This window comes from Paraburkholderia sp. GV068 (genome assembly GCF_003058125.1).
Taxonomy (GTDB): Bacteria; Pseudomonadota; Gammaproteobacteria; order Burkholderiales; family Burkholderiaceae; genus Paraburkholderia; species Paraburkholderia graminis.
In genome coordinates this window covers 499,108-511,482 of the sequence record NZ_QBUB01000003.1, presented here as the reverse complement: position 1 = coordinate 511,482, position 12,375 = coordinate 499,108, and the positions used below count along the sequence as shown (strand labels likewise).

The window sequence follows — 12,375 nt, the reverse complement described above, 5'->3', positions numbered from 1 at the left end:
GCGGGCCACGGGCCTTAAAGCGTCGGCAGCAGTTCAGGCGGATGCGACTTGAGCGTCTGCCGCGCTTCGCGGAATTCCGGGAAGATCGATTCGACCGTTTGCCAGAAGCGCGGGCTGTGGTTCATTTCGCGCAGATGCGCGAGTTCGTGCGCAACCACGTAATCGATAATCGAAAGCGGGAAGTGAATCAGCCGCCAGTTCAGGCGAATCTTGCCGTCGCTCGAACAACTGCCCCAGCGCGTGGCCGCTGACGAAAGCGCGTACGCGCGATAGTTGACGCCCAGCTTCTCCGCGTAAATTGCAAGGCGCTCGCCGAACACACGCTTCGCTTCGCCCTGCAACCAGCCTTGCACGCGGTCCTTGATCTGCTGCGGATCGGCTTGCAAAGGCAGCGGCACTTGCAGCGCGGAATCTTCCGCGCTGAACGCGAGCGTGCCTTGCGGCGAGCCGAGCCTCACATGCACCGGCTGACCGAGATAGGGCACTTGCGCGCCGTCTTTCCAGTCGACCTTCGGCAACGCGCGCTGTTCGACGCGCGTTTGCCATTCGATCAGCTTCGTGAAAATCCAGCGCTGCTTCTCGGTGATCGCGGTTTCGATATCGGCGAGCGTGACCCAGCGCGGCGCCGTGATCGTGAGGCCGGTGCTGTCGATGGCAAAGCCAATCGAGCGGCGCGCCGAACGCTTGAGCGCGTAATGCAGCGTGCGTGAGCCGATCACCAGTTTGCGCAGCTTGCTGCCGTCGGGTGCAAGCGGGACAGCGGGCTGCTGCCCGTGAGGCGTCGCTGTAGGTGCGGACGGCGAAGGAGACGACGACGTCGAACCCGGCTCTGCAAAGAGCGGGAGATCGAGTTGCCGGTTATCGAGCGCCGCGGCGGGCTGCGGCGTAGGAGACTTCTGCATCGGATTCGGCTTCGCGCAAGTACGCCTTCGAGGGCGTGGGCGCGTCAGATTGGTGCGGCGGCGGAACTGCTATCCGCCGCGCGATACGCAGTGGGATCGATGCGACGCATTTCAGCTTCGATCCACTGTTCGACGCGCGTGTTCACTTCATCGGGCGTGAGCCCCGTGGTGTCGATCGGCTTGCCGATTGACACTGTGACTATACCCGCATATTTGAGAAACGAGTTGCGAGGCCACACGCGTCCGGCGTTGTGCGCGATGGGCACGACGGGCGCGCCGGTGGCGATCGCGAAGCGCGCGCCGCCGGTTTTGTACTTGCCCTGCTTGCCGGTCGGCGTGCGCGTGCCTTCCGGAAACATAATGACCCATGCGCCTTCGGCCATGCGCGCCTTGCCTTGTCTGATCACCGACTCGAACGCGTATTTGCCTTCCTTGCGGTCGATGTGAACCATCTTCAGGAGACCGAGCGCCCAGCCGAAAAACGGCACGTACAGCAGCTCGCGCTTGAACACATAGCACAGCGGCCGCGGCATCAATGCGGGAAACGCGAGCGTCTCCCATGCCGATTGATGCTTCGACAGTAGCACGGCCGGACCGTTGGGCAGGTTCTCCATGCCTTCGAGCGTGTAGCGGATGCCGGTCAGCCAGCGAGCGACGATGACCGTGACACGGCACCAGCCCGCCGCCATCCAGTAGCGCTTGTCGGCGCGCATGAACGGAAACGCGATGAAGCACGCGGTCGCGTAGGGCACCGTGAATACGACGAAGTAGATCAGCAGCAGCAAGGAACGAATGAAGCGCATCGGCGTGGTCTGTGAGGGTTGGGGACGCGCGACGTGCGCGTCACTCTTGAGCGTCGGCGAGGAAGTCGAGCACGAACGCGCGCAGATCGTCGTGGACCGTGGTGCCTTCCGGCAGTCCGCCGGCCGCGAGCGTTTTGCGGCCCTTGCCAGTCAGCACCAGATGAACCGGATGGCCGAGCGACGCGCCCGCTTGCAGATCGCGCATCGCGTCGCCGACTACCGGCGTGTTCTCAGGGGCGACCTCGAAACGCTCGTTGATCATCTTCAGCATGCCGGCTTTCGGCTTGCGGCATTCGCAGTGATCTTCCGCCGTGTGCGGGCAGAAGAACACGGCGTCGATGCGCCCGCCGACCGAAGCCGCCATGCGATGCATCTTCAGATGCATCGCGTTGAGCGCGTTCATGTCGAACAGACCACGGCCGATGCCCGACTGGTTCGTCGCGATCGCCACGCGATAGCCCGCCTGGCTCAGACGCGCGATGGCTTCGAGCGAGCCCGGCAGCGCGACCCACTCGTCCGGCGACTTGATGAACGCGTCCGAATCGACGTTGATCACGCCGTCGCGGTCGAGAATGACTACTTTCTTGGTCGGCATGGCGTGCGGCTCAGGCGGCGAGCCGGGAAATGTCCGCGACGCAATTCATCTGCTGATGCAGCGCGCCGAGCAGGGCCAGGCGGTTTGCACGCAGCGACGGATCTTCCGCGTTGACCATCACGTCGTTAAAGAAAGTGTCGACCGGTTCGCGCAGCGCGGCGAGCGCGGTCAGCGCGCCGGTGTAGTCGCGTGCGGCGAGTTGCGACTGCACGCGCGGCGCAACCTGTTCGAGCTGTGCATGCAGCGCTTTTTCCGCTGCTTCAACTAACAACGCGGGCTGCACGCCGCCGCTCGCGCTAGCGCTTTCCGACTTCTTCAGAATGTTCGAGATGCGCTTGTTGGCTGCCGCGAGCGATGCCGCTTCGGGCAACGCCGCGAATTCGCGCACGGCATCGAGACGCGCGACGATGTCGTCGAGGCGCGTCGGATTGAGCGCGAGCACCGCGTCGATTTCGCCCGGCGCGTGGCCGCGTTCGCGCAGCAAACCGCGCAGACGGTCCATGCTGAAGTCGTAAATGGCTTGCGTCGAATCGGCGACGTTCGGCACCGCGGCGAATTGCGCGTAAGCCGTGCGCAGCAGTTCGACGAAGTCCACGGCCAGTTGCTTTTCAACAAGAATGCGCAGCACGCCGAGCGCATGACGGCGCAGCGCGAACGGGTCTTTTTCGCCGGTGGGTTGCAGGCCGATGCCCCAGATGCCGACGAGCGTTTCGAGCTTGTCGGCGAGCGCGACGACCGTACCGGTCGCTGTGCTCGGCAACGCGTCGCCCGAAAAACGCGGCTGATAGTGTTCCGAGCACGCGAGCGCGACTTCTTCCGGCTCGCCGTCGTGGCGCGCGTAGTACGTGCCCATCGTGCCTTGCAGCTCGGGGAATTCGCCGACCATGTCGGTGATCAAATCCGCCTTCGCGAGACGCGCGGCACGTTTGGCGAGCGCGACGTCGGCGCCGATCAACGCGGCGATCGCGCCGGCCAGCGCTTCGACACGCTCCATGCGTTGCAGCGCCGAGCCGAGCTTGTTGTGATACACGACGTTCGCGAGCAACGGCACGCGATCGGCGAGCGGCTTCTTCTTGTCCTGCTCGAAGAAGAACTTCGCGTCGGCAAGACGCGGACGCACCACACGTTCATTGCCTTCGATAATGTCGCCCGGCGTGGCCGTTTCAATGTTCGACACGATCAGGAAGCGCGAACGCAGCTTGCCGTTTGCATCGGTCAGCGCGAAGTATTTCTGATTCGTCTGCATCGTGAGGATCAGACATTCCTGCGGCACTTGCAGGAACTCGTCCTCGAAACGGCATGCGTAGACCACCGGCCATTCGACCAGCGACGTCACTTCATCGAGCAGCGATTCGGGCATCACGACCTGGTCGCCGTCAGCGTGCGCGAGCAGATGCGTGCGGATCGTTTCCTTGCGATCAGCGAAGTTCGGGACCACGCGGCCTTTGTGCATCAGCGTGTCCGCGTAGGAATCGGCGTGCTGGATCTGCACGAAACCTTCGGACAGGAAGCGATGGCCGAGCGTGGTGTCGTCGGCGTCGATGCCGAGCGCACTGACCGGCACCACCTGGTCACCATGCAGCGCGGTCAGGCGATGCGCCGGACGCACGAACTGCACGTTCGAGCCGTCGGGACGCTGATACGTCATCACCTTCGGAATGGGCAGCTTGCTGAGCGTTTCGTCGAGCGCGGCTTGCAAGCCTTCCGCGAGCGTCGCGCCCGGCGCGGCATAGCGCAGGAAGAAGGCTTCGGCCTTGCCGTCTTGCGCGCGTTCGAGGTCGCTAATGGAAAAATCGGGGAAGCCGAGCGCGGCCAGTTTCTTCGCGAGCGGCGCGGTGGGCTGGCCGTCTTTATCGAGCGCGACGGAAACCGGCAGCACTTTTTCGCGAACGTGTTTTTCCGGCGCGACCGTGCGCACGTTTTTCACCGTGACCGCGAGGCGTCGCGGCGTCGCGTAACGTTCGAACGACAGTTGGCCTTCGATCAGATCGCGCCCGGCGAGGCGTTCCGCGATGCCTTCGGCAAAAGCGTCGCCGAGACGGGCGAGCGCCTTGGGCGGCAGTTCCTCGGTCAGCAGTTCGACCAGCAGGGTAGCTTGATGGGATTGAGTCATTTCTTGATGTTCTCGTCAGTCCTGGTCGATCTTGCGTTCGACTTTCAGCGGCGGCGCCCAAGCCGGCATGGCGGCGTCCTGCTCGTCGGTCGTGAGGCCGGGCACGCCGTGCACCGGATTGCCGAGCATCGGGAAGCCGAGCTTCTCGCGCGAATCGTAATAAGCCTGCGCGACAAGACGCGACAGCGCGCGAATCCGGCCGATGTAGGCCGCGCGCTCCGTCACGGAAATCGCGCCGCGCGCGTCGAGCAGGTTGAACGTGTGGCCGGCCTTCAGCACGAGTTCATAGGCGGGCAGCGCGATCTGCGCTTCGATCATGCGCTTCGCTTCCGCCTCGTAGCTGTTGAAGAACGTGAACAGCAGATCGACGTTCGCGTGCTCGAAGTTGTACGTGGACTGTTCGACTTCGTTCTGGTGGTACACGTCGCCGTAGGTCAGGCGCCGCGTTTCCGGGCCGTTCGGGCCTTGCTCTTCCCACTCGGTCCAGATGAGGTCGTAGACGTTCTCGACCTTTTGCAGATACATCGCGAGACGCTCGAGGCCGTAGGTGATTTCGCCGAGCACCGGCTTGCAATCCAGACCGCCGACCTGCTGGAAGTACGTGAATTGCGTCACTTCCATGCCGTTTAGCCACACTTCCCAGCCGAGGCCCCAGGCGCCGAGCGTGGGGTTTTCCCAGTCGTCTTCGACGAAGCGCACGTCGTTCTGCTTCAGATCGAAGCCGAGCGCTTCGAGCGAGCCGAGATACAGATCGAGGATATTTTCCGGCGCCGGCTTCAGCACGACCTGGTATTGGTAGTAATGCTGCAGACGGTTCGGATTCTCGCCGTAGCGGCCGTCTTTCGGGCGGCGCGACGGTTGCACGTACGCCGCGCGCCACGGCTCCGGGCCGATCGCGCGCAGGAAGGTGTGGACGTGCGAGGTGCCCGCGCCGACTTCCATGTCGATCGGCTGGAGCAACGCGCAACCCTGCTTATCCCAATAGGACTGCAGTGTCAGGATGATTTGCTGAAACGTGAGCATGAAGTGCCTTTCGGGCATGGGGCCGCGCCGCGGGCGCGTGAGCGCGCGGGGCGGCCGTGGAGCGAAGTGCTAAACCGGAGATTTTAACGGAAAGGCGGGGGGGTGTCCGTTTTGGGAGGGGGAGCGGCTCTCGTCAGCGGAGGCCTTCACGCCACCGCCAACTCCACCTTCGGCGAAAACGAATCGCTTTGCGCAACCGGCCACCATTTCTCATACAACGAGTAACGATAATTCCGGTTGAGAAGATCGTTCGGCTCGAGATACTTCAGCAGCTCGGACATCAACTGCACCTCATGCGACGACACACGTCGCACGATGTGATGCGCGCGCAGTTCCGCAGGATGCTTCAAACCCGCAGCCTGAACGATCTCCTTCAGCGCATGCAGCGTGTTGTGATGGAAGCTGAAGACGCGGTCGGCCTTGTCCGGCACGACGAGCGCGCGCTGGCGCACAGGGTCTTGCGTCGCGACGCCGGTCGGGCAGCGTCCGGTGTGGCACGTCTGCGCCTGAATGCAGCCGACCGCGAACATGAAGCCGCGCGCCGCGTTGACCCAGTCCGCGCCGATCGCGAGCGTCTTCGTGATGTCGAACGCGGTGATCATCTTGCCGCTCGCGCCGATGCGAATCCGCTGCCGCAAGCCGATGCCGACCAGCGTGTTGTGCACGAGCAGCAAGCCTTCCTGCAACGGCACGCCGACGTGATCGGTGAACTCGAGCGGCGCCGCGCCGGTGCCGCCCTCGGCGCCGTCCACGACGATGAAGTCCGGCAGAATGCCCGTCTCGAGCATCGCCTTCGCAATGCCGAAAAATTCCCACGGATGCCCGATGCACAGCTTGAAGCCGGTCGGCTTGCCGCCCGACAGTGTGCGCAGCCGATCGACGAATTCGAGCAGCCCACGCGGCGTCGAAAACTCCGAATGCGTGGCCGGCGAAATGCAATCGCGGCCCATCAGCACGCCGCGCGTTTCTGCGATCTCCGGCGTGATCTTCGCGGCGGGCAGCACGCCGCCATGACCGGGCTTCGCACCTTGCGACAGCTTCACCTCGATCATTTTCACCTGCGGCTCGGCGGCCTGCTTCGCGAATTTGTCGGCGCTGAACGTGCCGTCGTCGTTTCGGCAGCCGAAGTAACCCGACGCGATTTCCCAGATGATGTCGCCGCCATGCTCGCGGTGATACTTCGACATCGAGCCTTCGCCGGTGTCGTGCGCGAAGTTGCCTTTCTTCGCGCCGAGGTTCAGCGCCATGATCGCGTTCGCCGACAGTGAGCCGAAGCTCATCGCCGAGACGTTGAAGATCGACATCGAATAAGGCTGTGCGCGATCGGCGCCGACCACGATGCGAAAGTCGTGGCTATCGAGCGTGGTCGGCGCGAGCGAGTGGCTGATCCATTCGTGCGCGACGGCCTTCACGTCGAGTTCGGTGCCGTAGGGCCGGCTGTCGACGTCGTTCTTCGCGCGCTGATAGACGATGCTGCGTTGAGCGCGCGAGAACGGTTTTTCGTCGGTATCGTTTTCGACGAAATACTGGCGGATTTCCGGGCGGATGAACTCGAACAGAAAACGGAAATGACCCCACAGCGGATAGTTGCGCAGAATCGCGTGGCGCTGTTGCGTCAGATCGAAAATGCCGAGCGCGACGAGCGCGAGCGGCACGACGATCCACAACCACGAAACGTGTTGCGTCGCGGCGAGCGCCGTGGACAAACCGAGGAGCGCGATGGCGCTCCACATGGCCAGATAACGTCGAGAAAACATGAGGACTCCGGTGCAGTGAATCGTCACGGAGGGATTGCCGGGCCCGGAGCACAGGCAGATCCACCGTGGGAAAAACGAGCGACTGCCTGTCGGGAAGACGTGAGCGGGTCGTTGGTGAGGTTTAAACGTCGTGCAAAGGCTTGCTGAGTTGAAGTCGGCGAGCGAAACGCAGCAAGCTAGCGCGCGCTCAGCAGTGCCGCCTTTTGCGGCTCGCGCACGGCCGGCTGCCCGGTCGCCGCGTGTTCAATGATGCCGCCGCCGAGGCAAACATCGCCATCGTAAAGCACGGCCGATTGCCCCGGTGTGACAGCCCATTGCGCATCGTCGAAGGTGAGTTCGAACAGACCTTCGCGCTGATTCGCGCGGCTGAACGTGCAGCGCGCGTCCGCTTGCCGGTAGCGGGTCTTCGCGCCGCACGCGAAGCCTTCCGCCGGCAGCTCGCCCGCGACCCAGCTCGTGTTGCCCGCGCTCAGCGTATGGCTCAACAGCCACGGATGATCGTGCCCTTGCGCGACATACAGCGTGTTCGAAGGAATGTCCTTGCCCGCGACGAACCACGGCTCGCCGCTGCCGTCCTTGCTGCCGCCGAGGCCGATGCCCTTGCGCTGTCCGAACGTATAGAAGGCGAGGCCGATGTGCTCGCCGACCACTTTGCCGTCGGTGGTTTTCATCGGGCCGGGTTGGGTCGGCAGATAGCGGTTCAGAAAATCGCGAAACGGCCGCTCGCCGATAAAGCAGATGCCCGTCGAATCTTTCTTCTTCGCGTTGGGCAGCGCGATCTGTTCGGCGATTTCGCGCACTTTCGTCTTCGGAATTTCGCCGAGCGGAAACAGCGTTTTCGACAACTGCGCCTGATTCAGCCGATGCAGAAAGTACGATTGATCTTTCGTATGGTCGAACGCTTTCAGCAGCTCGAAGCGGCCATTGTTTTCGCGCACGCGCGCATAGTGGCCGGTCGCGATGGTTTCAGCGCCGAGCGACATCGCGTGATCGAGAAACGCCTTGAACTTGATTTCGGCGTTGCACAGCACGTCCGGATTCGGCGTGCGGCCCGCCGAATATTCGCGCAGGAATTCGGCGAACACGCGGTCCTTGTATTCGGCCGCGAAGTTGACCGCTTCGACGTCGATGCCGATCAGGTCCGCCACCGACACCACGTCGATCCAGTCCTGGCGCGTCGAGCAGTATTCGCTGTCGTCGTCGTCTTCCCAGTTCTTCATGAAGAGGCCGACCACGTCGTAGCCCTGTTCCTTCAGCAGCCACGCGGTGACCGACGAATCGACGCCGCCCGACATGCCTACTACGACTTTCTGCTTGCTCATAAGATGCTCACTGGGTACTGCGTGACTTCATGGATCGTGGAGATGGCCGCTTGTGGCGGCTTGTGACCGCTCGTGACGGCTACCTCTTTGGCCCGACCGAATGCGTATGCACGAAATCGAGCGGGAAACGCCGGCCTGCCAGGTAATCGTCGATACATTGCATGACGAGCGGCGTGCGGTGCCTTTCGGGGCAGGCGCGCAGTTCGTCGGCGCTCATCCACAAGGTTCGAACGATGTCGGGATCGAGCGCGCGCTCTGCTTCCGGTTCGCCGCCAGCGCCGCAATACGTGAAGCGCAAATAGGTGACGCCGCCGTTGTCCGGCCGTTCGAAATGCGTCATGTACATGCCGACCAGCGCCTCGGGCGTGAACGGATGCGCGGTTTCCTCGAGCGTTTCGCGGATCACCGCTTCCAGCAGCGTTTCGCCGGCTTCCAGATGGCCGGCCGGCTGGTTCAGGCGCAGCCCGGCGGCCGTGTGTTCCTCGACCACGAGAAAGCGCCCGTCACGCTCGACGATGGCCGCGACGGTCACATGCGGCAGCCAGGTTTCCGGTTTCATGGGTGCGCATTTTACCGTTTATGGCCGCTCACTGCCGGGATGCGGGCGGGACGCGGCCGGGTCGTTGCCGGTTCATTGCGGCGGCCGGCGGTGACCGGTGACATGCGGCCGGCTGCGGCGACTTGCCGCATGCGACTGCCGCCGCCCACACGCCTCGGAGCCCCGTATCCGCGCGCACCCCCGGATTGTCCCCGATTTCTGCCGCCCCCCATGTTTCGGGTAAAGTGAGGCGTTAGCCGTTGCACTTGCAAGCCGGCGTGCCTCGTCGGCCGATCTGTCGTCAAACAGTAAGTCGAGGAGGAACACGATGCACATCGGAGTGCCAGCCGAGACGCGCGCGCACGAAACCCGCGTCGCCGCGACGCCCGAGACCGTCAAGAAGTACGTGGCGCAGGGCCATCGGGTCACCATCCAGAGCGGCGCCGGGGGCGGCGCGAGCTTTCCCGACGACGCTCTCGCGGCAGCCGGCGCGGAAATCGTCGATGCGGCCACCGCTTTTGGCGCCGACCTCGTCCTCAAAGTCCAGTCTCCCACCGAAGCCGAACTGCCGCTGCTAAAACGCGGCGCGACGCTGGTCGGCATGCTCGATCCGTTCAACGCGGAGAACGCGCAGCAACTCGCCGCGGCGGGCGTCACCGCCTTCGCGCTCGAAGCCGCGCCGCGCACCACGCGCGCGCAAAGCCTCGACGTGCTGTCGTCGCAGGCGAACATCGCCGGATACAAGGCGGTGCTGCTCGCCGCGACGCTTTATCCGCGCTTCATGCCGATGCTGATGACCGCCGCGGGCACGGTGAAAGCCGCGCGCGTGCTGATTCTGGGCGCGGGCGTGGCGGGCTTGCAGGCGATCGCGACCGCCAAGCGCCTGGGCGCCGTGATCGAGGCATCCGACGTGCGTCCCGCCGTGAAAGAGCAGATCGAATCGCTCGGCGCGAAGTTTCTCGACGTCCCCTACGAAACCGATGAAGAGCGCGAAGCCGCGCAAGGCGTCGGCGGCTATGCGCGGCCGATGCCGCCTTCCTGGCTGCAACGCCAGTCGGCACTCGTCCACGAACGCGCGAAGCAGGCCGACGTGGTGATCTCCACCGCCTTGATTCCGGGCCGCGCGGCGCCGACGCTGCTCTCCGTCGAGACCGTGCAGGCGATGAAACCTGGCTCGGTGCTGGTCGATCTGGCGGCGGGCCGCGGCGCGGACTATGAAGGCCGGCGCGGCGGCAACTGCCCGCTCACCGAAGCCGACAAAGTGATCGTCAGGCACGGCGTGACGATTGTCGGCTACACGAATCTCGCCTCGATGGTGCCCGCGGACGCGTCCTCGCTCTACGCGCGCAACCTGCTCGACTTCCTCAAGCTCATTATCACGAAGGAAGGCGCGCTCAACATCGACCTCGCCGACGACATCGTCGCGGCCACGCTGCTCACCCGCGACGGCGAAGTCGCGCGCAAGGCATAACGCGAATTCACCTGGAGAAACGGCGATGGAAGTGCTCAACCACACCGTCATCAACCTGATTATTTTCGTGCTGGCGATTTACGTCGGCTACCACGTCGTCTGGAACGTCACGCCCGCGCTGCACACGCCGCTGATGGCCGTGACTAACGCAATTTCCGCGATCGTGATTGTGGGCGCAATGCTCGCGACCGGCCTTACGCTCGGCACGCCGGGCAAGTTCTTCGGCACGCTCGCCGTCGCGCTCGCGGCGGTCAACGTGTTCGGCGGCTTCCTCGTCACGCGGCGAATGCTCGAGATGTTCCGCAAGAAAGAGCCGAAAAAGCTCATCGCCGATAAGAGCAAGGAGAACGCGTAATGAGTCTGAACGTCGTCACGCTGCTTTATCTGGTTGCGTCGGTCTGCTTCATTCAGGCGCTCAAGGGGCTGTCGAATCCGAAGACGGCGCGCATCGGCAATACGTTCGGCATGGTCGGGATGGCGATTGCGATTCTCACGACCATCGCGCTGATCGCCAAACAGGCGAATGCACTCGGCTCGAATCTCGCGCTCGGGCTCGGCTTGCTGTTCGCCGCGCTGATCGTCGGCGGTGCGATTGGCGCGTTTGTCGCCGCGCGCGTCGAGATGACCAAGATGCCGGAACTCGTCGCGGCGATGCACTCGCTGATCGGTCTCGCGGCGGTGTGCATCGCGTATGCGGTGGTGTCGGAGCCGGCGGCATTCGGATTGATCGATCCGGAGAATCCGGTGCCGGGCTTTCTGCCTTATGGCAATCGCGTCGAGTTGTTCATCGGCACGTTCGTCGGCGCAATTACGTTTAGCGGCTCGGTTATTGCGTTCGGCAAGCTGTCGGGCAAGTACAAGTTCCGGTTATTTCAGGGCGCGCCGGTCGTCTATGCGGGTCAGCATCTGATCAACCTGATGCTCGCGATTGCGATGCTCGGCTTCGGCGTGATCTTCTTTTTCACGCAGTCGTGGTTGCCGTTCATCATCATGACGCTGATCGCGTTCGTGCTCGGCGTGCTGATCATTATTCCGATCGGCGGCGCGGACATGCCGGTCGTCGTATCCATGCTCAATTCGTATTCGGGCTGGGCGGCGGCGGGCATCGGCTTCTCGCTGAATAATCCAATGCTGATCATCGCGGGCTCTCTGGTGGGCTCGTCGGGCGCGATTCTGTCGTACATCATGTGCCGCGCGATGAACCGCTCGTTCTTCAACGTGATTCTCGGCGGCTTCGGCAACGAGCCGGGCGCGGCTGCGGCGGGCGGATCGGCTGAGCAGCGTCCGGTGAAATCGGGTTCTGCCGACGACGCGTCGTTCATGCTCGGCAACGCCGAAACCGTGGTGATCGTGCCGGGTTATGGCCTTGCCGTCGCGCGCGCGCAGCATGCGTTGAAGGAGTTGACCGACAAGCTCGTCGAGAAAGGCATCGAGGTGAAGTACGCGATTCACCCGGTCGCCGGACGCATGCCCGGTCACATGAACGTGCTGCTCGCCGAAGCGGAAGTGCCGTACGACATGGTGTTCGAAATGGACGACATCAACGGCGAGTTCGGTCAGGTCGACGTGGTGCTCGTGCTCGGCGCCAACGACGTCGTGAACCCGGCTGCGAAGAACGATCCGAAGTCGCCGATTGCGGGTATGCCGATCATCGAGGCTTATAAAGCGCGCACGGTGATCGTCAACAAGCGGTCGATGGCGGCGGGTTACGCGGGGCTCGACAACGATCTGTTCTACATGGACAAGACGATGATGGTGTTCGGCGACGCAAAGAAAGTGATCGAGGACATGGTCAAGGCGGTCGAATAACACGCGATAAATTGCGCGGCGCGCGAAGGTCTGCGCCGCGCA

Annotated in this window: 11 protein-coding genes; 3 read left to right on the top strand and 8 right to left on the bottom strand. The window is 63.5% G+C overall.

Annotation, left to right across the window (positions count from 1 at the left end):
- Window positions 1-14: 14 nt before the first annotated feature.
- From C8K18_RS09835 to C8K18_RS09800, 8 genes are all read right to left on the bottom strand, one after another.
- A complete protein-coding gene (locus C8K18_RS09835; RefSeq protein ID WP_006047940.1) occupies window positions 15-902 on the bottom strand; it encodes a M48 family metallopeptidase in 888 nt (295 codons plus the stop codon).
- A gap of 44 nt (window positions 903-946) precedes the next feature.
- The gene (locus C8K18_RS09830) at window positions 947-1,705 is read right to left on the bottom strand and encodes a 1-acyl-sn-glycerol-3-phosphate acyltransferase (protein WP_006047939.1); all 759 of its coding nucleotides are present in this window, start codon (window positions 1,703-1,705) and stop codon (window positions 947-949) included.
- A gap of 40 nt (window positions 1,706-1,745) precedes the next feature.
- Window positions 1,746-2,300: a D-glycero-beta-D-manno-heptose 1,7-bisphosphate 7-phosphatase gene (gene gmhB / locus C8K18_RS09825; protein WP_006047938.1), complete on the bottom strand. Its 555-nt coding sequence runs from the start codon at window positions 2,298-2,300 to the stop codon at window positions 1,746-1,748.
- A 10-nt stretch (window positions 2,301-2,310) separates the two neighbouring features.
- Window positions 2,311-4,413, bottom strand: a complete 2,103-nt coding sequence (gene glyS / locus C8K18_RS09820) for a glycine--tRNA ligase subunit beta (RefSeq protein ID WP_107707333.1) — start codon at window positions 4,411-4,413, stop codon at window positions 2,311-2,313.
- 15 nt (window positions 4,414-4,428) lie between these two features.
- Entirely contained in the window at window positions 4,429-5,436 is a 1,008-nt protein-coding gene (gene glyQ, locus C8K18_RS09815; RefSeq protein WP_006047936.1) for a glycine--tRNA ligase subunit alpha, read from the bottom strand.
- Between the two features lie 146 nt (window positions 5,437-5,582).
- A complete protein-coding gene (locus tag C8K18_RS09810; protein ID WP_107707332.1) occupies window positions 5,583-7,193 on the bottom strand; it encodes an FMN-binding glutamate synthase family protein in 1,611 nt (536 codons plus the stop codon).
- Between the two features lie 176 nt (window positions 7,194-7,369).
- A complete protein-coding gene (gene mnmA, locus C8K18_RS09805; RefSeq protein WP_107707331.1) occupies window positions 7,370-8,515 on the bottom strand; it encodes a tRNA 2-thiouridine(34) synthase MnmA in 1,146 nt (381 codons plus the stop codon).
- A 79-nt stretch (window positions 8,516-8,594) separates the two neighbouring features.
- Window positions 8,595-9,074, bottom strand: a complete 480-nt coding sequence (locus C8K18_RS09800) for an NUDIX hydrolase (protein ID WP_006047933.1) — start codon at window positions 9,072-9,074, stop codon at window positions 8,595-8,597.
- Window positions 9,075-9,381: 307 nt separating this feature from the next.
- Between C8K18_RS09800 and C8K18_RS09795 the strand changes: the two genes are divergently transcribed.
- From C8K18_RS09795 to C8K18_RS09785, 3 genes are read left to right on the top strand one after another with little or no spacing between them, the layout of a single operon-like run.
- On the top strand, window positions 9,382-10,524 hold the full coding sequence (locus C8K18_RS09795) for a Re/Si-specific NAD(P)(+) transhydrogenase subunit alpha (RefSeq protein WP_107707330.1): 1,143 nt from the start codon (window positions 9,382-9,384) through the stop codon (window positions 10,522-10,524).
- 25 nt (window positions 10,525-10,549) lie between these two features.
- Window positions 10,550-10,879: an NAD(P) transhydrogenase subunit alpha gene (locus C8K18_RS09790; protein WP_006047931.1), complete on the top strand. Its 330-nt coding sequence runs from the start codon at window positions 10,550-10,552 to the stop codon at window positions 10,877-10,879.
- Window positions 10,879-12,333 carry an NAD(P)(+) transhydrogenase (Re/Si-specific) subunit beta gene (locus C8K18_RS09785; RefSeq protein WP_006047930.1) on the top strand — a complete coding sequence of 485 codons (1,455 nt, stop codon included), beginning with the start codon at window positions 10,879-10,881 and terminating at the stop codon, window positions 12,331-12,333. Before C8K18_RS09790 ends, C8K18_RS09785 begins: the two co-directional genes overlap by 1 nt.
- Window positions 12,334-12,375 lie beyond the last annotated feature (42 nt).

Bases quoted from the DNA above. Each gene is read 5' to 3' on its own strand.
- C8K18_RS09800 (WP_006047933.1), bottom strand. From the start codon at position 9,074: ATGAAACCGGAAACCTGGCTGCCGCATGTGACCGTCGCGGCCATCGTC.
- mnmA (WP_107707331.1), bottom strand. From the start codon at position 8,515: ATGAGCAAGCAGAAAGTCGTAGTAGGCATGTCGGGCGGCGTCGATTCG.
- glyQ (WP_006047936.1), bottom strand. From the start codon at position 5,436: ATGCTCACGTTTCAGCAAATCATCCTGACACTGCAGTCCTATTGGGAT.
- C8K18_RS09785 (WP_006047930.1), top strand. From the start codon at position 10,879: ATGAGTCTGAACGTCGTCACGCTGCTTTATCTGGTTGCGTCGGTCTGC.
- C8K18_RS09830 (WP_006047939.1), bottom strand. From the start codon at position 1,705: ATGCGCTTCATTCGTTCCTTGCTGCTGCTGATCTACTTCGTCGTATTC.
- C8K18_RS09810 (WP_107707332.1), bottom strand. From the start codon at position 7,193: ATGTTTTCTCGACGTTATCTGGCCATGTGGAGCGCCATCGCGCTCCTC.
- gmhB (WP_006047938.1), bottom strand. From the start codon at position 2,300: ATGCCGACCAAGAAAGTAGTCATTCTCGACCGCGACGGCGTGATCAAC.
- C8K18_RS09835 (WP_006047940.1), bottom strand. From the start codon at position 902: ATGCAGAAGTCTCCTACGCCGCAGCCCGCCGCGGCGCTCGATAACCGG.
- C8K18_RS09795 (WP_107707330.1), top strand. From the start codon at position 9,382: ATGCACATCGGAGTGCCAGCCGAGACGCGCGCGCACGAAACCCGCGTC.
- glyS (WP_107707333.1), bottom strand. From the start codon at position 4,413: ATGACTCAATCCCATCAAGCTACCCTGCTGGTCGAACTGCTGACCGAG.
- C8K18_RS09790 (WP_006047931.1), top strand. From the start codon at position 10,550: ATGGAAGTGCTCAACCACACCGTCATCAACCTGATTATTTTCGTGCTG.